Origin of the sequence: Colwellia piezophila ATCC BAA-637 (genome assembly GCF_000378625.1) — a bacterium.
Classification (GTDB): Bacteria; Pseudomonadota; Gammaproteobacteria; order Enterobacterales; family Alteromonadaceae; genus Colwellia; species Colwellia piezophila.
The window spans coordinates 73,976-93,173 of sequence record NZ_KB905161.1 but is presented as its reverse complement, the minus strand read 5'-3'; the positions used below and the strand labels follow the sequence as shown (position 1 = coordinate 93,173).

Annotated in this window: 13 protein-coding genes; 10 read left to right on the top strand and 3 right to left on the bottom strand. The window is 38.7% G+C overall.

Annotation, left to right across the window (positions count from 1 at the left end; genetic code table 11):
• Nucleotides 1-72 precede the first annotated feature (72 nt).
• The 3 genes from F580_RS0103780 to rraB all read left to right on the top strand — a co-directional run bounded on the left by F580_RS0103780 (nucleotide 73) and on the right by rraB (nucleotide 2,162).
• On the top strand, nucleotides 73-843 hold the full coding sequence (locus F580_RS0103780) for a response regulator transcription factor (RefSeq protein WP_019026356.1): 771 nt from the start codon (nucleotides 73-75) through the stop codon (nucleotides 841-843).
• A gap of 180 nt (nucleotides 844-1,023) precedes the next feature.
• Nucleotides 1,024-1,752 carry a 1-acylglycerol-3-phosphate O-acyltransferase gene (locus F580_RS0103775; protein WP_026301230.1) on the top strand — a complete coding sequence of 243 codons (729 nt, stop codon included), beginning with the start codon at nucleotides 1,024-1,026 and terminating at the stop codon, nucleotides 1,750-1,752.
• A gap of 59 nt (nucleotides 1,753-1,811) precedes the next feature.
• Nucleotides 1,812-2,162 carry a ribonuclease E inhibitor RraB gene (gene rraB / locus F580_RS0103770; protein ID WP_019026354.1) on the top strand — a complete coding sequence of 117 codons (351 nt, stop codon included), beginning with the start codon at nucleotides 1,812-1,814 and terminating at the stop codon, nucleotides 2,160-2,162.
• Nucleotides 2,163-2,673: 511 nt separating this feature from the next.
• Here rraB and F580_RS0103760 read toward each other — a convergent pair.
• Entirely contained in the window at nucleotides 2,674-3,702 is a 1,029-nt protein-coding gene (locus F580_RS0103760) for a LacI family DNA-binding transcriptional regulator (protein WP_019026352.1), read from the bottom strand.
• Nucleotides 3,703-3,952: 250 nt separating this feature from the next.
• Here F580_RS0103760 and pgi point away from each other — a divergent pair, with 250 nt between their 5' ends.
• The 3 genes from pgi (at nucleotide 3,953) to F580_RS0103745 (ending at nucleotide 10,630) form a co-directional block, all read left to right on the top strand.
• Nucleotides 3,953-5,596, top strand: coding sequence for a glucose-6-phosphate isomerase (gene pgi, locus F580_RS0103755; RefSeq protein ID WP_019026351.1), 1,644 nt, complete (start codon nucleotides 3,953-3,955; stop codon nucleotides 5,594-5,596).
• Nucleotides 5,597-6,105: 509 nt separating this feature from the next.
• Nucleotides 6,106-8,760 carry a TonB-dependent receptor gene (locus F580_RS0103750; protein WP_026301229.1) on the top strand — a complete coding sequence of 885 codons (2,655 nt, stop codon included), beginning with the start codon at nucleotides 6,106-6,108 and terminating at the stop codon, nucleotides 8,758-8,760.
• A gap of 346 nt (nucleotides 8,761-9,106) precedes the next feature.
• Nucleotides 9,107-10,630, top strand: coding sequence for a tryptophan halogenase family protein (locus F580_RS0103745; protein WP_019026349.1), 1,524 nt, complete (start codon nucleotides 9,107-9,109; stop codon nucleotides 10,628-10,630).
• A gap of 49 nt (nucleotides 10,631-10,679) precedes the next feature.
• Here the strand turns inward: F580_RS0103745 and F580_RS0103740 are convergent, their stop codons facing one another.
• Nucleotides 10,680-11,405, bottom strand: a complete 726-nt coding sequence (locus F580_RS0103740; protein ID WP_019026348.1) for a SapC family protein — start codon at nucleotides 11,403-11,405, stop codon at nucleotides 10,680-10,682.
• A gap of 85 nt (nucleotides 11,406-11,490) precedes the next feature.
• Nucleotides 11,491-12,210: a DUF6445 family protein gene (locus F580_RS0103735; RefSeq protein ID WP_019026347.1), complete on the bottom strand. Its 720-nt coding sequence runs from the start codon at nucleotides 12,208-12,210 to the stop codon at nucleotides 11,491-11,493.
• Between the two features lie 428 nt (nucleotides 12,211-12,638).
• On the opposite strand from F580_RS0103735, the gene F580_RS0103730 reads away from it, so the two are divergent.
• The 4 genes from F580_RS0103730 (at nucleotide 12,639) to nagP (ending at nucleotide 18,942) form a co-directional block, all read left to right on the top strand.
• Nucleotides 12,639-15,278, top strand: coding sequence for a family 20 glycosylhydrolase (locus F580_RS0103730; protein WP_026301228.1), 2,640 nt, complete (start codon nucleotides 12,639-12,641; stop codon nucleotides 15,276-15,278).
• 177 nt (nucleotides 15,279-15,455) lie between these two features.
• Nucleotides 15,456-16,370: an N-acetylglucosamine kinase gene (gene nagK, locus F580_RS0103725; RefSeq protein ID WP_019026345.1), complete on the top strand. Its 915-nt coding sequence runs from the start codon at nucleotides 15,456-15,458 to the stop codon at nucleotides 16,368-16,370.
• Nucleotides 16,371-16,420: 50 nt separating this feature from the next.
• Complete coding sequence (nagA, locus tag F580_RS0103720) at nucleotides 16,421-17,551, top strand: N-acetylglucosamine-6-phosphate deacetylase (protein WP_019026344.1); 1,131 nt, start codon at nucleotides 16,421-16,423, stop codon at nucleotides 17,549-17,551.
• Between the two features lie 68 nt (nucleotides 17,552-17,619).
• Entirely contained in the window at nucleotides 17,620-18,942 is a 1,323-nt protein-coding gene (nagP, locus tag F580_RS0103715; RefSeq protein WP_019026343.1) for an N-acetylglucosamine MFS transporter NagP, read from the top strand.
• The last annotated feature ends 256 nt before the right edge of the window (nucleotides 18,943-19,198 follow it).

Sequence of the window (19,198 nt, the reverse complement as noted above, 5' to 3'; positions counted from 1 at the left end):
ATTACAGTCTTTAATCGTTTTTGATTTTATAATTTACTTATTAATCAAAGTCGTTTCATATAGGAGTCTGTTATGCCGTCAAGTATAGAACTTGTTAAAAATACACAACCACTTGAAATAAATCAGAATATTCAATCACAGAAAAAATTATTACTGATTGAAAATGATAGTTACTTAAGTAAAGTATTCTTAATGGATGATAATCACGCTAGTTATCAAACTACAAAAATTCGCACTAGTGAGACGCTAAGCCAAGAATTAAGAAGCTATTTGGTTGAAAATAGACCCCATATGATCATTTTTGACATCGGGTTGGCTGATAGTGAACAATTGTTAACTATTCGTGATTTACGCGCATTATTTGATGGTTTTCTCTTTATCGTATCGAGTAAGAATAGTGAGCAAGAACATGTTGATGCTTTTACCTTAGGCGCGGATGATTATTTGCTTAAACCAATGAATAGTCGAATTTTAATGATGCGTATTGAAGCTTTATTTCACCGTCAGAGTAATAAAGTGAAGCAGGTTGAACTAGCAAGCTTAACGTTAGGAGATGTCTGTTTACAGCCTAAATCACAAAAGTGTTTTATCAACGGTGCGGTTGTTAAGCTAACAACCTTCGAGTTCAACTTATTGAAATCTTTACTCGAACATCAAGGTAAGATTTTATCTCGTGACCATCTTTATAGCACTTTGCTAAAACGTGTTTACAACGGTGTAGAGCGCACCCTTGATGTCAGAATGTCGCAATTACGCGAGAAATTGACGCTAGCAGGTATGAAGAAAAACCAAATTGAAACGGTTTGGGGTCAAGGTTACATGTTAAATAATCTAACCGGTTAACTGGTCGAACAAGAAAATTCGATTAAAGCGGTGTAAAGTATAACAAACACGGCTTTAACCGTTTTTTCTGACATCAATGACACCTTTCTAAACAAAATAAATAATAGCTTTACCCTATTATTTGGTTTTTCTGTATACTCGCCAGTAATCTTCTTTTAGCTACCAATGTGGGAGCTTTCTTTGTTAGCTGTATTACGCGTTTTTTTAATGACTTTGGCGCTAGTCATCATTTGTACTATTTCTATTTTCTATTGTTTATTGCGTCCTTTTCATCGTGATAACGTTTACCATACGGCCAGATTTTTAGGGAAAATCCCTAAATTATTGGGTGTCGAAATAGAAGTAAGAATTCCTGAGTCTGTTAAAAATATCGGTCCTGTGGTTTGGTTGTCAAATCATCAAAACAGCTATGATCTTTTTACCGTTGCTAATGCTGTATTGCCTGGCACGGTCAGTGTTGGTAAAAAAAGCTTGAAGTGGATCCCCATTTTCGGACAAATGTACTGGCTAACCGGTAATATCCTCATTGATCGTCAAAATAGTAATAAAGCAATGGGTACTATTCAATTAACCGCAGATAAAATAAAACGTGATAAGATTTCTATCTGGATGTTTCCTGAGGGAACACGTAGCCGAGGTCGGGGTTTATTGCCGTTAAAAACGGGCGCTTTTCGTACTGCCATACAAGCAGGAGTGCCTGTTGTTCCTGTTTGTACGAGTAACCAGCACGGCACTATTCAGTTAAACCGATGGGACAATGGTAAAATTATTATTGAATTTCTTGACCCTATTGACCTTAATGATGCAAAACGAGAAAACCTGCGCTCAACAGTAAATGAAGTCCATAAATTAATGTCTAATAAAATTGAGCAATTATCAATTGAAGCGGCGGCTTACCATAATAAATAACGCTGTGGTTACAGGGAATTTTACTCGGTATTTAACTAGGAATATAAATAGGTAATATAATGATTAATGAAGAGTTACAACACTGGTTTAGCCATACTGAAATGTTAGTTGGTGAACTGCTTGAAGATGGTACTAATGATGAGGTTTATCACACCATCGAGCACCACTTTGCTAGTAGCGATTTTGATTTATTGGAAAAAGCAGCAATCGCGGCTTTTAAGCTTGGTTTAGAGATTGAAGATCCAGAAGAAGCAGAATTGGAAAATGGTGATAAAGTTTTCGCTTTTGATATAGTCACAGAGCAGATGTTAGATGTGGCATTAATCAAAAAAGAAACTCAGGTTATGTTTGAGTTGGCTAATAAATGTGGTGTTGATTATGATGGTTGGGGTACTTACTTCGAGGAATAACCTTGAGAAATAGCAGTGCAGCATAGTCAGGAAAAGTCGCTTAAATAGGTAGTTAGTTATTAAAGAAAAAGGCCGGTTTAGGACTTCTTAACTAAACCTAATTTATTAAGTAGTAGCCCTTGGATATTTGTACAAATTATCTTATTGTTCACTTTTATTAGTCTTGTGCTACAGTAAATCGAATGCATTTAGTTGAAGGCTATGAGAAGTCGCCGTAAACTTCAAGGAATTTAGATACTAAGGAAAGTAAACCATGGAATGGATGAGTAGCACACTACTGCAAGAACCTACTATTTTGATCCTCTCAATTAGTGTTGTAGTTAGTGTTTTTATTTTTGCAGCAAGGAAAGCACATTTAAACTACAGCAAAAAAATGAAAAAGATAAATGAATCTTTCAAGCTTAAATAAGGCTTGGGTTAATCCCCAGAAAACTCTCAATAGTACCAGTCAAAAATCTTCTTTATAGTTAGTGTAAAGTTTAGTACTTCTCATCCACCGCATCAGCCCGTATTAACTTAAGCACTGCGCCGTTGAATCTCTGACAATAAGCTTTGGCACATATTTACTAATCATTAGTGGTTTGTTTTGCTTGCGCAGTTGGCTGATAAGTAAGTTGGCAGCGTCTTCTGCAATTTGACTGTTTGGCTGATCTGCCGTGGTAAGCTTAGGCCAAGTTTGACGTGAAAATGGACTGTTTTCAAAACCGACAATCGATAATTGCTCAGGGACTGATATATTCATTAATCGGGCGGAAAATAACGCTCCGGCAGCTATTTCATCATTACAAGAAAATATAGCGGTAGGTCGGATGGTTTTACTTTGCTCAGCCATCAATTTTTTTGCACCACTGACGCCAGAATCAAATGAATACTCACCCTCAATGACAAGGTCTTTGTTAAAATCTATGTCACTGGCTTTTAGTGCTCTTCTATAACCTTTATAACGTTCTATCGTCGACATATGTTCTGCATCACCAGCAATAAAAGCGATGTTGGTATGGCCCAAGTCGATAAGGTGTTGAGTAATGGTTTGCGCGGCATCTCTATCATTGACCATTACACAAGGGCTGAGATCATCAGGGGCGACATCGCCAGACATAATACGAACCACCTTAACATCAAGATCTACCAGTGATTTTACAAACTCAGGCATTTCAGATAAAGGTGGAGTCAAAATTAAACCGGCAATACGCGCCTGCTTAACCATGTTAACCACCTCGGTAGTAACATCTTTATTACTTGCATTACAAGGATGGATAAGTAACTCAAAGCCTTGCTTCTTACAAGCAGACAAAATTCCTTCTTGCATGTCAATAATATAATACGCATTGGGATTATCGTAAATATAAGCAAGGGAGTAGGACTTGGCACCGGCTAAATTACGGGCAGACAAGTTAGGTTGGTAGTTCAGTTGCTCTACAGCCAGTTGTACTTTCTCTCGAGTTAACTGGCGAACAGACGCCTCATTATTAATGACTCGTGATACCGTTTTTATTGATACACCGGCTTTTTTTGCTACGTCATTTATTGTTGATTTCATCAGCTGTAACCCTGTTATTATTATTATTAACGACTGGCATTACCTGTCATTTTGTTATTATTACATAGCCAATCCGTAGTTATCTACCTGCTTTTACGTATTGACCCAGACATGATCAATTGACAGCGCTGTCATTTTTTTATAGGGTACCATGGATATTTAACATGACATAACGGTTAAATGGAGCTTATACTCAGGTTCACTAGGATGTAGTGTCGGTAATCGTGTCTCATAAACTATAGGAATTAGAATGTCTTCTCGTCAAACATTAGCTAGCTGGAAAAAGCTACAGCAACTTGCCCAAGATAAAAAATCTCAGCACATGAACACCTTGTTTGCTCAGGATAATGACCGTTTCAACAAGTTTTCTATTGAATTACCCAATATGTTATTAGATTATTCTAAGAACTTAATCGACGATGAAACCATTGAAGCATTGCTCGATTTGGCTGAAGAGACAAAAGTATGTGACTGGCGCGCTAAGATGTTTGCTGGTGAAAAAATAAATAAAACTGAAGATCGCGCGGTATTACATACGGCCTTACGTCGCCAAAGTGATGAACCGCTGATTATTGATGGAGAAAACGTTACTGAGCATGTACAAAAGCAATTAGGCGAAATGGAAGTTTTTGTTAAGAAAGTACGCGAAGGTAAATGGTTAGGTTATTCAGGAAAGCGCATTACCGATATTGTTAATATTGGCGTTGGTGGCTCTAATCTTGGCCCTCAAATGGTCACCGAAGCCTTAAAGCATTACAGTGATGGCAGCGTGAATGTACATTACGTGTCTAATGTTGATGGTGCGCAAATTGTTGAGGTATTACGACCGTTAAACGCTGAAAAAGTACTGTTTATCGTTTCCAGTAAAACTTTTACTACCACAGAAACTATTACCAACGCTAAAACGGCGATGCAATGGTTAACAAGTTCATCTTTTGATGAAAATTCTATCGGCAAACATTTTGTCGCGGTAACCGCTAATAAAGACAATGCTATGGCTTTTGGTATTAAAGAAGAAAATATCTTTGATATGTGGGATTGGGTTGGTGGTCGTTTTTCTTTATGGTCAGCAATTGGTTTAGCGATTGCGCTTGATTTGGGTTTTGACAAGTTCAAAGAGTTATTAAGCGGCGCGAATGATATGGATCAGCATTTCTGTAATGCGCCATTAAAAGATAACTTCCCTGCAATTTTAGCATTGATCAGTGTTTGGAATACCACTTTCCTTGGCTCTCAATCACAAGCTATTTTACCTTATGATCAAACTTTGCATATGCTTACCGCTTATTTACAACAAGCAGAAATGGAAAGTAATGGTAAATCGGTAACTTGGGATGGCATTGAAGTTGATTACCCGACAGTACCTTCTATATGGGGCGAGCTAGGTATTAATGGTCAGCATGCTTTTTATCAATACCTGCATCAAAGTAATAATGTCGTGCCAGCTGATTTTATTGGTTCAGTTGCCAGTGTTACGCCGGTAAAAGGCCATCATGAAACGCTAATGGCAAACTTCTTTGCACAAACACAAGCGTTAATGACAGGTGTTAATGAAGAGCAAGTCCGTGCTGATTTAAAAGCCAAAGGCCGTACACAAGATTACATTGATAAAGTTGCCCCGCATAAAGTCCATAAAGGTAATAGACCGACCAATACCATCTTATTAAAGCGTATTGACCCTAAGACATTAGGTGGTTTGATTGCCGCTTATGAACATAAGATATTTGTGCAGGGCATTATCTTACAGATATGTTCTTTTGATCAGTGGGGTGTGGAGCTAGGTAAAGGTTTAGCGGCAGAAATTCAGACTGAACTAGAGACGGATAACATCGCGGATAATCATGATTGCTCAACAGCAAGTTTACTAAAGTTTTATCAAGCCGCAAAAAAATAGTACGGTTAGGTAAACTTACTTCACCCTGTACTTATAGAAAGCAGCTAGTTAGCTATATTGACTGCTTTAACAAAGCTAATATCTATCTCAATAGGTATTAGCTTTTTTTTCTCCGTAGATCAAATAAATAACCAAAATAATCAATTAATCACCCATCTTCTTAATAGTGTTTTTTTATTCGTTATATGTGAATAAAAAACCAAAGTTACTGCGCATACGTATTTTATTTATACAGAAATAGATAAATAATTATATAAATACCCATTTTTATATAAAAAATAACATATAAAATACCCTTGTAATTCAATAGCTTTGTGATTAAATGTAATCGTTTTGGTGTTTTTTGTTAATTTATTCTGGTCAAACGTAAAAATAAACGGTATGGTTTCTTACGTCTTATGACAGCGTTGTCATTAAATATTGACAGCGCTGTCGTAAAACCAAAAAAAATTATTCTAAGCAAAAAAAATAAAAACATTCTAAAAACAAAACGTGGTAAGGGAAAGTCGATGTCAACTAAAACATTTAAAAAAGGCGTGTTAGCAAGTTCGATTGCTATGATTCTAGCGGGTGTATCAACACAAGCTATGTCAGCCGAAGAAGCTGCAGTAAAAAAAGATGATGTAGAAGTTATTCAAGTAACTGGTATTCGTGGTTCATTAAAAGCATCTATTAACGGTAAACGATTTTCTGACGCCGTTGTCGATGTAGTTACATCGGAAGATGTAGGCAAGTTCCCAGATGGTGATGTTGGTGAATCATTAGCACGTATTCCAGGTGTAACTGTTTCTCGTCAATTCGGCCAAGGCCAGCAAGTTTCTATTCGTGGTGCATCTGCACAATTAACACGTACTTTATTAAATGGTCATTCAGTAGCTTCTACTGGTTGGTTTGACCAACAACCGGTAGACCGTAGCTTTAACTACGCAATGTTGCCATCTGAAATGGTTGGTGGTTTAGAAGTTTATAAATCTTCACAAGCTAACTTAGTTGAAGGTGGTATCGGTGGTACGGTAATAGTTAAAACTCGCAAACCATTTGATCTTGAAGCAAACACTGTTTTTGCTAGTGTAAAAGGTCAGTATGGTTCAGTTAATGAAGAAATAAGCCCTGAACTTTCAGGTTTATACAGCTGGAAAAATGATGATGAAACTTTTGGTATCTTAGTTGCAGGTGCTTACTCTGCAACTGATTACCAACGTAATGGTGTTGAGACTTCACGTAACTGGAGTGGCGGTATGGCGCCAACTACATTCCAACAGGAACGTGAACGTACAGCTTTAAACGTTGCTTTACAATACCGTCCAACGGATTCATTAGAATTGGGTTTGAGTATAATGTCGTTAGACTTAAGCGCAAACAATGCTAACAGTCAAATTATTATGTTCCCAGGTGATGATTCGTGTGTAGAAACTAACCCAGAAAATGGTAACTGTATTCGCAGAAATGCAACGGTTCCAGGTGTTAGCTATGCTGCAGGTTTTCCTGAATTTGGTGCGGCATACTTCCAAACTTGGGCTCGTGAATCTTCAATGGATTCTAACACGATTGATTTCGATTGGACTTATGAGGCCGATGCATTCACTTTCTCTGGTCGTGTAGGTAATACTAAGTCAGACGGTGGTTCAAGAACTGCTCTTGTTGGTGAATACACTAATAACTTCAGTGACCTTATTGGTGACTGGGATATGACTGGTGATCAAGCTAAATTTAACATCGCAAACAAAAGCTTTGATTCAAGTATTTTACCACAAAATATTGGTATTCAAACTTGGGCAATGGGCAAAGGTCCTAACTCAGATGAAGAAACTTACTTAAACTTAGATTTTTCAATTCCAGTTGAACTTGGCGTTATTGATAACATTAGAACCGGTTTCCGTTACGCTGATCACTCAGTTAAAAAAGAAGACTTTAACGGTGTACTAGCTGATGATTATGATCATGCAAGTACCTTTAGACCTGCAAGTGAATACTTCCCTAATACAATTTCTTCAGGAGCTGGTTTTACTATTCCTCAAGGAAATGGCTCGTTAATTCTTGCTGATTCTGCAGCTGCAACTGACCATTATGTTTCTAATGCACCAGGTTACGGTACAGTAGAAGAAGAAAACATTGCATTATATGTAATGGGTGATTTTAGCACTGATGGTATTCGAGGTAACATTGGTCTACGTTATGTATCTACTCATGCATCATCTGATTACTATGCATTAGATGCTGAAGGAAATTACGGCACTACACTTTCTACTGATACGGCAAGTTACGAAGAACTTTTACCTAGCTTAAACGTAGTAATGGATTTAGCTGATGATGTTATTTTACGTACTTCAGCATCACAAGTTATCTCTCGTCCTAACTACGCGGATATGTTTTCTGCGACTTCTTTAGCTAACCTTGACTCGAATCTACCTGGCGTACAGGTAGCAACTACGGGTAATGTAGCACTTGAACCATTTAAAGCTTTCCAAGCTGATATTGGTGTTGAATGGTACTTTAGCGACGACGGTATGATGAGTGTTGGTTACTTTATGAAAGATGTAAGTTCATTCGTCTCTGCACGTACAGAAACTAAAAAACAAATTGGCATCGATATTCCTCTTTACGTAACTGATTCTACCATGAGCCCATGTGGACCTGCACAACCGGATTGTTGGGATGTAGGCCAATCTACTAACGTGGGTGGTGGTTCTATCCAAGGTATCGAATTCCAAGTTCAAGATGCTTTTGATAATGGTTTTGGTTACAGCGTAAACTACACTTATGCTGATGCTGAATCTCCGGGTGAAAACTACCCTGACCTTCAGAATGTTTTCTCTGATTCATCAGAACATACAGTTAACACTGTTGGTTTCTATGAAAATGATGACTTCTCAGCTCGTCTAGCTTATAACTGGCGTTCAGAGTACATTATGCGTGAAGCTCCAAACTGGTACTTAAACCGTACTCACGAAGCTTTCGGTACATTAGACTTCAGCGCATCTTGGGCTGCAACTGACTATTTAAATGTTACTTTTGAAGCGGCAAATATCTTAGAAGAAGATAGCTTGCAAACAGGTGCTTATGCTTCTGGTTCTGCTCCTTCTGCCGATTTAGAGCTTGGTTTCCCATCATGGAGCTTCGAAGGTGAAGCAACGTATAAAGTTGGTGTTTCTGTTCGTTTCTAGAACATAATTACACTGATGTTTTATTAATAAAGCCCAGCATTTGCTGGGCTTTTTACGTACTATAGCTAATTCATAATTTATATTAACCTCAACTCTGGATAAGCAAAGTTACTCAAAAAGCTATTTTAGGCGATATCAGCGTTGGTATTCCTACCAATAACCAGTTATTGGCTACGTAATACCGCCTTGTTATCACCAAAACTATCAATATTGAGACGAATAAATAAACTTATAACATAGGTGTTTATGCTATGTGGTTGATAATAAATAAGTACTTATAAAAATTAACATTCATTATCCAGAGTTGAGGTTATATTATTTTTAAATAAAATATTATTGAGGTTTTATGACTATCAAGAAAATTGCAATTGTAGGTGGTGGCACGGCTGGCTGGTTAGCAGCAAATCACCTTGGTAAAGCGCTTTATAAAAGATCTGATATAGCTATTACCTTAATTGAGTCACCTGACATTGCCCCTATAGGTGTTGGCGAAGGTACAGTTCCTGATATAAAAAAAACCTTAGCAAGCTTTGGTATTAGTGAAACAGACTTTATTCGCCAGTGTGATGTCACTTTTAAACAGTCGATTAAATTTGTTAATTGGTTAGATAAAGATAAACATGGTAAAGACAATTTTTTTCATCACTTATTTGATGTACCTAACCGCGATGATAGTGAAAATTTAACAGCACATTGGTTAACTGAAAATAATGGCAAAGCTTTTGCTGAGCAAATATCAGCTCAATTTAAAGTGTGCGAAGAGGGTAGAGCGCCAAAGCAAATAACTAGCCCTGAATATCAAGGGGATCTTGCTTATGCATATCACTTAAATGCTGCGAAGTTTGCCAAGCTACTGGCCGATAATGCGCAAACTAAATTTGGTGTTACACACCTATTAACGCATGTTAGTGATGTAAACCTTAGTGATGACGGCTCTATAGCTTCATTAACCACTAAGAATGATGGTGATTTAGCTTTTGACTTTTATATTGACTGCTCAGGCTTTGAATCCTTACTTATCTCTAAGGCGATGAAAGTGCCTTTTATTGATGTTTCAGATCAGTTGTTAGTTAACACCGCTCTTGTGGTGCAGGTGCCAACCGATAAAGACTCAGATATACCGCCGTACACTATCGCTACGGCACACCAAGCAGGCTGGATTTGGGACATAGCCTTACCCAATAGACGCGGTGTTGGTTTTGTCTACTCAAGTAATCATATGAGTGATGAAGAAGCACAAGTTAAGCTAGATTATTACTTAGGCGGACATAACCCTGAGTTGGTTTACAAAAAACTGCCGATGAAAATAGGTTATCGTGAAAAGTTTTGGCACAAAAACTGTGTCGCCTTGGGGTTAGCTCAAGGTTTTTTAGAGCCATTAGAAGCTACCTCTATCTTGCTAACAGATTTTGCTGCCAACTTTCTTGCGCAACGCTTCCCTAGTGAGAAAGAAGAGCTCTTGGTACTTGAGAAGCGCTTTAATCATGCCATGGGTCATGCTTGGGCAAGAGTTGTTGATTTTATCAAGTTGCATTACTGTTTATCAGACCGAGATGACTCATCTTTTTGGCGTGAAAATAGAGATCCTAGCACCATGTCCACAGAGCTAAAGGATAAATTAGCTTTGTGGGAGAACTTCACGCCGATCAGTGATGATTTTTTTAGTCAATTTGAAGTGTTTTATTTGGAGAACTTTCTATTTGTCTTATATGGCATGAAATATAAAACGAAATTGACTAGTGGTGAGCTAAGTGATTCGAAAGCGCGCATTGCCGCGCTGAAAGATATCACCGCTAGCTTAATGAACAACTTACCTGAACATAGGGCATTACTAGAGAAAATTAACAAATTTGGTTTACAGGCACTCTAACAGGTGGGGCTGTATAGTTAGGTTTTATGCTATACAGCCATGTATCAGTTTAAGCTTCTACTGAGCTTTTGCTAAAGTTAATTTGTAGCTTAGCAAGTCTTGCTATTTGGTGCATAGAGGACAAGTGAGCATAGATGATTGGTAATAAACCTTTGCTGCGTAATTCATTAAACTCATCATCTGGTAATGTTTCTAGCTTCTTCTCATCAATTACATAAAGTCCGCTAAGGGCTAATTTCTCATCACCAGCCAAATTAATATTAAGTGACTTCAATGTTAATAACTTTTTATTAGCAAAATATTGCATGATATCACTGGTTTGCTCATGTCTTGCTGCTACATCAAGTAAGTGCTCCGTTCTTGCTTTAAGGTAATCTGTTTGTTCACCCTTATCATCGAATAAGGTTTGTCCCGAATCTTTATTAATCATAGAGCTATCAGTATCGATACAGACAAAGCAGTTATCATCATCTTCACTTTGTTTGACCAGAGAGAATGGGTAATTAAAGAAGCTGCTAGGGATCACTTCAGCAGGCCAGTTTGCTGTTTGGCAATACAAGTTTATACCGGGCTTAAGTCCCATCATAGCCACGGCAGTAAATTGCCCCGTTTCAGTATTTTTAACAAAAGCAATGGGGAACTCTGCAGCCAATGGAATAAAGTCCTGCACAACAACAGGGATGAGGTGTTGATCTTTAAAGCGAGTAAAATCTCTATTGTCTTGAATTTTTAATGCCGCATGCAGCTGGTGATTTAAAGGGATAATATTTGGCATGTAATGAAGACTCCGGGTCAGTATTATAGTTATTATTTAAAGGTTGTTAATGTTGAATATTGGTCATTTATGCTTTGTTAGGTGCTCATCCATGGGTTAATAAACTGGCAAATGAAGTGATAGATAAACGGCCATTTTCTAGGTCACCGCTATAACTTGCTTTAGACACTAAATTGGCGCCATGTAACAAGTTACCCTGGTAGATGACTAGGCGATTGAATTTTGCATCAATGCTTAATACCTGCTCAAAAAGACTCGTTGATTGAGTAATGTAACCGCTATGTTCACTTTTTTCTGCCCTGACAGCGCTGAGCATCTCATCAAGGATCACTTCGTCAGACTCATGCAATTGAATGATATCTTTTGGCAGGTAACGATAAATGCTAGTGCCGCCAAGCTCAGCACCTGAAAGATAATGAATAAAAGCGTACTCATTATTTTTACAACTATCTACATGAGGCATTTTTTGCTCAGTAAGTAATTGTGAAGGCGGGCAAGTGACTAAAGACATCAAGCTTTTATGAACCTTGATGGTATTGTTTTGCTGGCCAGCTAACTTAGGCATGATTTCGTTTTGAAAGAATGTTTGCAGTAATCTTATATAAGGCTCTGGCATGTTGTCACGCACTCCCGGGTAATAGGAGTTATCGGCATGCATGGGATTAAAATAAGCTATGTTTTTGGCAAAGTTCACCGAACTCTGAGCACTCAAAAGAAAATTATCAATAATATAAACTTTCAAATTGGTGTGAGGAATGGCCACTTCTTTTATTGTTAATTCAGGGTTTAATTTTAAATCTTTCATCTTTAGGCTTAATGTAAGTTATTTCGTTATATTATGCAGTCAGCTGTTCACAATTTATCACCGCTACTTTAAATTAATATACTTACCTTTGACAGCGCTGTCAAAGGTAAGTAATAGCGATGGCTTATAGATGTAAATGGAGAAAATAAAAAGGCAAGGCTCGCTACTCTTAGCTAAGAACAACATTTTTCTTAGCTAGCCTAAGCATAGCTATTGATAATTGTCTTCGCGAGTTGGCTGCATGAGACCATCTATTTATAAAGGGCATCGGTAAACTTGTATTTTATTGTAATAAGAAAGTACGATTATGTATTTAATTTTGACAGCGCTGTCAAAATTAAGGATAGTGAAGCCAATCTTAATATCTAAAGCAACGCAGTTTTATCATTTAAAGCTTAAAAGGGTCCTTTTAAATGCACATTAACAAGATGAATAAAAAAATGTTAGCGCTAACTATTATCGCTAGCTTATCTTTACTTGGTTGTGACAAAGCGCCAAAACCGGCAGTTGATACCGGGGAAAGAATTAACCTACAGGCAATTTACTCTGTCACCCAAAATGATATCGATAAAATTGCTCAGCAGTTAGATGTTAACTATCGTGTGGTAACGAATATACCAACAGATAAATGTGACAGTAAAATTGCTGATGGCGCTTGTTTTGAAGTGGAATTAACCTTTACCGCCAAGCAAGCGATAGCAGCCAAAGATTGGACTATTCATTTCAGTCAAATTGCGCCAATTCAATCTTTTGAAAGTGATGACTTTAGCGTAAAACATTTAAACGGTGATTTACATCAGATAAGTTTACAAGATAACTTTTCAGGTTTTAGTGCCGGAGAGCAAAAAACGCTATTGTTCCGCGCGATGTTTTGGTCACTGGCTGAGTCAGACCCGATGCCAAACTACATTGTTAGTAGCCCAGGTTTGAATGCACGTGTCATCGAGAGCACTAAACCGATTATTGATAAAGATACCGGTTTAGAGTTATTACCTTTTGTCGCCGAGTTTACTGATCCAATCAAACAGTTTAAGCGTACTGTCGATGATAAAACCCAATGGTTAAGTAGTGAAATGCTCTATCAGCGTAACTCAGTGCTAGTTGAAGATAAAATGGCGGTAGTACAAGCAATCGTGCCCACGCCTAAATCGGTCAACATTGACCCTAATAAGAGCTTTGTCGATATCAGTCAAGGTTTCTCTGTCTCTTTAGGTAATGTCAAACACGGCGATGTTGATGCAGCGCTGACGCGTTTAGCTACTTTGGGTGTGAAGACAAATGTCAGTGGTTTACCGCTGCGCCTCAGTATTGCTAGCAACGATAATAAAGTTATTGGGAGTTATAAACTTACCGTCACTGAGAAAGCCATTAATATTGTCGGTGTTGATGGCAATGGCGTCTTTAATGGTTTGCAATCCTTAGCTAGCTTAATCACTGTCGGTGAGTCACGTTTACCAGTGTTAAGCATTGATGATGAACCACATTATGCTTTTCGTGGCATGCTAGTTGACGTTGCCCGTAACTTTCATTCTAAAGTCTTTATTTTATCATTACTTGATCAAATGGCCGCTTATAAACTTAATAAATTACATTTACATTTAGGTGATGATGAAGGCTGGCGCTTAGAAATCCCCAGCTTACCTGAACTGACCGAAGTTGGCGCGAAGCGTTGTTTCGATGTCAGTGAGCAAAAGTGTTTAATGCCACAACTCGGCGCTGGTGTTGATGAAAACTCACCAGTAAATGGCTATTACAGCGTTGCTGATTATCAAGAAATTTTAAAAGCAGCAAGTGCTCGTCATATTCAGGTGATACCGTCACTCGATATGCCAGGTCATTCACGCTCATCGATAAAAGCGATGACGGCCCGTTATAAAAAATATCATGCTTTAGAAAATGAAGACAAAGCCAAACAGTTTTTACTGGAAGACTTTGACGATAAAACGCAGTATTCATCAGTACAGTTCTATGGCGATAACACCATTAACGCTTGTTTAGACTCATCTTATGATTTCATCGTTGAAGTGATGACTCAAGTTAAGAAGATTCATGAAAGTGCCGGACAACCACTTACCCGTTATCATATTGGCGCTGATGAAACCGCAGGTGCTTGGTTAGATTCACCCGCGTGTATAGATTTTATTGCTAATAATGACCAAGGCATTACGCAAATGAGTGAACTTGGTGCTTACTTTATTGAACGTGTTGCTGGAATATTATCTAAATTAGATATCGAAACAGCAGGTTGGAGTGATGGTCTAGAGCATACTAGCGTCGATAAAATGCCCGCTATTGTACAAGCTAATGCGTGGGATACACTCTTTTGGGGCGGTCACGATAAAGTGCATCAGTTAGCAAACCGTAATTGGCAAATCGTTATCTCTAGCCCAGATGTTTTATATTTTGATTTTCCACACGAAGCTGACCCGAAAGAGCATGGTTATTACTGGGCATCACGTCATATTAACACTGAAAAAGTGTTCCAGTTTATGCCCGATAACTTACCTGTTCACGCTGAGTTTTGGCTAGACACACAAGATAATAGTTATGTTGCCGATGATACTAAGACGCCTTTAGCCAAAGGACGGAGATTCTTAGGCATTCAAGGTCAATTGTGGAGTGAAAATGTTCGCAATGACGATATGGTTGAACATAAAATTTTCCCTCGTCTATTAGCGTTGGCTGAACGTGCTTGGCATCATGCTGATTGGGCTGTTCCTTATAACTACCAAGGCGTAAAGTACTCTCAGAAAAGTAATACCTTCACCAAGAAAATGCAGGCTAAGCGTGATAAACAGTGGTCTTTATTTGCCAATACCTTAGGACAAAAAGAATTTACTAAACTTGAACTAGGCGATATCGCTTATCGCTTACCTACCGTTGGTGCTGTTGTTAAAGCCGGTAAATTACATGCCAATATCGCCTTCCCAGGTTTAACGATTGAATATCAAGTCAACGAGGGCGAGTGGCTAACCTACCAACAGCCCGTTACTGTGTCTGGCAAAGTGAAAGTCAGAAGTCGTAGTACAAAGGGCTTACGAGCCAGTCGAATTACCAAAGTAAATTAATAAGGCTAAAATAAACTAACTGATGTTTATTACATAATATCAGTTAGTTAGGTTACAGTTAGTCACACATATTTCAAGATATGTATTTTTATCTCAAAAAACAAATGACAACGCTGTCATTTGTGGCTAAGATGAAAAATCGAAAATTATTATATGAACAGTTCACATAGGATCGGTATGCTGACAAGTAGTGATAAAAACAATGAGTTATTTTTAGGTATTGATGGTGGTGGCAGTAAATGTAAAGCCATTATTATGAACAAAGATAATGAAATACTTGGTACAGGCATTTCAGGTCCCGGTAACCCATTACACGGCTTTGAACAAGCGACCAACTCTATTACCGAGTCGGCTAAATTAGCGTTAACCGATGCAGGTTTAGCCCATATCGAACTGAACGAATTAATCGCTGGCGTTGGCTTGGCGGGTGTTAATTTACCGGTATTGTTTGAGCAAATGAACGCTTGGTCGCACCCTTTTAAAACCATGCATTTGGCTACTGATTTATTAATTGCTTGTTTAGGTGCCCATAATGGTGGCGACGGCGCTGTTATTATCAGTGGTACGGGGTCATGTGGTTTTGTTTGTGTTAACGAAGAGCACACTATTGTCGGTGCCCATGGTTTTCCACATGGTGATAAAGGCAGTGGTGCTTGGTTTGGTCTGCAAGGTGTCAAGCAGGTGCTATTATCCTTTGATGGCGTAGTCGAACCAAGCTTGATGACCGATGTGCTGCTGAAAAAATTAAATTGTAAAGACGATACTGATTTAGTCGAAGCCGTCGCCAGTCAAAAAGCCACCTTCTATGCCCAGCAAGCCAATTTAGTCTTCGATGCTGCCGAGGTAGGTGATAAAGTTGCTTTAGCAATAGTTGCTGAAGGCGCGGAATATATCAATAGTATTGGCCGCACTTTAGCTGCAAAAAAACCACCACGTATATCTATGCTCGGCGGCTTAACGCCGAGATTAAAGTCTTGGTTAGCTAATGATATTAAAACGAATCTTACTGAGCCTTTATATTCGCCTGAAGTGGGTGCTGTGCTTTTCGCTAGGCAGCAAAAAGCCAAAGAGTCTGTACAGAAACCAGCATAATGGCGATATAATAAATTTATCCCATTGAACTTGATAATCTAGGACAATTCATGACACAAATGCGCTTTTATGCACCAAGATTTTTTGACGGACAAGCTTTTCTCGGTGAGCAGGTGTTGACGATTGTGGACGGTACCATCACTGCTATTGACCAAGATACCAGTAAATTTGATGTGGTGGCAAAAGGATTAGTGGTTCCTGGTTATATAGACTTGCAAGTGAATGGCGGCGGTGGGGTATTATTTAATGACTCACCTTCGGTTGAGAACCTGAAAATCATTATGTCTACTCATGCTAAATTTGGCACTACCGCCATGATGCCAACGCTTATCACTGATACTGTTGAAGTGATGCAGCAAGCGGCAGATGCTATTGCCCAAGCCATTGATGAGGCAGTCCCAGGCATTATCGGTATTCATTTTGAAGGTCCGCATTTATCTGTTGAGAAAAAAGGCACACATTGTGCTGATTATATCCGTCCTATTTCAGCGGTTGAGTGGCAAGTACTTTCACGTCAAGATATTGGGCAAGTCATTGTTACACTAGCGCCCGAGACTGTCAGTGCTGAAGATATCAAGCGACTGGTTAATTTGGGTATTAAAGTTTGTCTAGGGCACACCAATGCAGATTATCAAACCGCTCAACAAGCTATCGATGCTGGTGCTAGTGGTTTTACCCATCTATTTAATGCGATGTCGCCACTGCAAGGGCGTGAACCGGGGGTTGTTGGTGCGGCGCTATTAAATAACAACACTAGCTGTGGTTTAATTGTCGATGGTTTCCATGTTGATTACGCCAGTTGTAAATTAGCGATACAAGCTAAACCACAAGGCAAAATATTCTTAGTCACCGATGCCATGCCGCCAGTTGGCACCACACAAACCGAGTTCGCTTTATACGATCGCACTGTTTATGTTAATAATGGCAAGCTGACTTCAACTACAGGCGAGTTAGCCGGCTCTTCGCTAGATATGGCTAGCGCGGTGAGGAATACTCATAAAAATTTAGGTATTGAGCTAGGGGAAGCCGTGCGCATGGCGAGTTTATATCCGGCACAATACTTATATCAAAACCAAGCCGTTATTCGTGGTGAATTAAAGCCAGGGATGCAAGCCGATATGGTGGTGCTAAATGATGATTTATCAGTTAAAGAGACTTGGATTTCAGGGTTAAAGATTTAATACCTAATTTAGTTACCTATTCAATTTACGCAATAATTATAACAATAACGCAAGTTAACGAGGAAATTATGGAAATGTCACTCACGCAAGAAAAACAAGAGAAAAAACAGAGTAATGCGGTGCCGATGATCATTGTCGCCGGACTATTTTTTATTCTAGGTTTTGCGACCTGGTTAAATGGCTCATTAATGCCTTACTTGCAGCAAATATTGCAATTAACCCCCTTTCAGGCCTCGCTCATTTTATTCTCGTTTTATATTGCCGTAACCTTCACGGCCTTACCTTCAGCCGCTATTATCCGTAAAGTAGGCTATAAAAACGGCATGGCTTTGGGTATGGCAACAATGATGCTAGCCGGTCTACTTTTTATTCCTGCAGCTAAAACACAAATATTCGCATTATTCTTATTTGCTCAGTTAGTGATGGGGGCAGGTCAAACATTATTGCAAACTGCAGTTAACCCTTATGTGGTACGTATCGGGCCAGAAGAGTCTGCTGCAGCACGTATTTCAGTGATGGGTATCTTGAATAAAGGTGCAGGCGTGGTTGCGCCAATCGTTTTCACCGCATTAATTCTCAGTGGCTTTAGCGATACGGTTGGTACAGAGTTAAGTCAAACGCAAATTGATGCCATGTCTGATAAATTAATTTTACCTTACCTTGGTATGGCGTTGTTTATGGGTATTTTAGGTTTTGCTGTTAAAAAATCACCTTTACCTGAGCTCGCTAGCGAAGAAGAGGAAGGTGCAGACTCACATAAAGGTCAATTAAAAGAAGCACTATCTCACCCTAACTTAGCCTTGGGTGTAGTAGCACTGTTTTTGTATGTCGCGGTAGAAGTTATTGCTGGCGATACTATTGGCGCGTTTGCGCTAGCCCTTGGTGTTGAAAACTATAGTGTGATGACTTCATATACCATGGGTTGTATGGTAATTGGTTATATCCTTGGTATTGCCCTTATCCCACGTTTCATTTCACAACAAAAAGCATTAATGGTATCAGCGGTTTTAGGTTTGATTTTAAGTTTTGCTATTCTCTTTGGTGATAACAACTCTTTTGCAATTGCTGACTCGTTATCGTTTATTTTAGGCGGCGCACAGTTACCAGACACTTTAATTTTAATCGCTTTCTTAGGCCTTGCTAATGCAATTGTTTGGCCGGCAATTTTCCCACTAGCACTCTCAGGCATGGGTAAATTAACCAGTGTTGGCTCGGCACTATTAGTGATGGGTATTTCAGGCGGCGCTTTTGGTCCATTATTTTGGAGTATAACCAGTGGTAACAGCGGACAAGCGGTTGACCTTCAAAGTGGTTACATTGTGATGTTGCCTTGTTACTTATTCATTTTATTCTACGCGGTCAAAGGCTGTAAGATGAAGACTTGGAAATAGTTTACTCATAGTATTATGTAATGTAATCACATGGCATTTTAAACACAGACAATAGAAGCCTCAATGAAGTCCTGTTTTAACTAGGATGACTTGAGGTTTTTTTATGCCTAATATTCATTGCTTTAGTTGATATAAAAGAACGAGCTATGATATGAATTATTAATGTTTAAAACATGGCTGTCTGCTTGTTTTCGCTGTTGACCGACATGTCCAAGCATAATATTATAGGCGCACTGCTTAAGCGCTGACCACTTTA

Coding starts and splice junctions, on each gene's coding strand:
- nagP (WP_019026343.1), top strand. CDS start 17,620: ATGGAAATGTCACTCACGCAAGAAAAACAAGAGAAAAAACAGAGTAAT.
- F580_RS0103735 (WP_019026347.1), bottom strand. CDS start 12,210: ATGAAAGATTTAAAATTAAACCCTGAATTAACAATAAAAGAAGTGGCC.
- pgi (WP_019026351.1), top strand. CDS start 3,953: ATGTCTTCTCGTCAAACATTAGCTAGCTGGAAAAAGCTACAGCAACTT.
- F580_RS0103745 (WP_019026349.1), top strand. CDS start 9,107: ATGACTATCAAGAAAATTGCAATTGTAGGTGGTGGCACGGCTGGCTGG.
- F580_RS0103760 (WP_019026352.1), bottom strand. CDS start 3,702: ATGAAATCAACAATAAATGACGTAGCAAAAAAAGCCGGTGTATCAATA.
- rraB (WP_019026354.1), top strand. CDS start 1,812: ATGATTAATGAAGAGTTACAACACTGGTTTAGCCATACTGAAATGTTA.
- nagK (WP_019026345.1), top strand. CDS start 15,456: ATGCTGACAAGTAGTGATAAAAACAATGAGTTATTTTTAGGTATTGAT.
- F580_RS0103730 (WP_026301228.1), top strand. CDS start 12,639: ATGAATAAAAAAATGTTAGCGCTAACTATTATCGCTAGCTTATCTTTA.
- F580_RS0103740 (WP_019026348.1), bottom strand. CDS start 11,405: ATGCCAAATATTATCCCTTTAAATCACCAGCTGCATGCGGCATTAAAA.
- F580_RS0103780 (WP_019026356.1), top strand. CDS start 73: ATGCCGTCAAGTATAGAACTTGTTAAAAATACACAACCACTTGAAATA.
- nagA (WP_019026344.1), top strand. CDS start 16,421: ATGACACAAATGCGCTTTTATGCACCAAGATTTTTTGACGGACAAGCT.
- F580_RS0103750 (WP_026301229.1), top strand. CDS start 6,106: ATGTCAACTAAAACATTTAAAAAAGGCGTGTTAGCAAGTTCGATTGCT.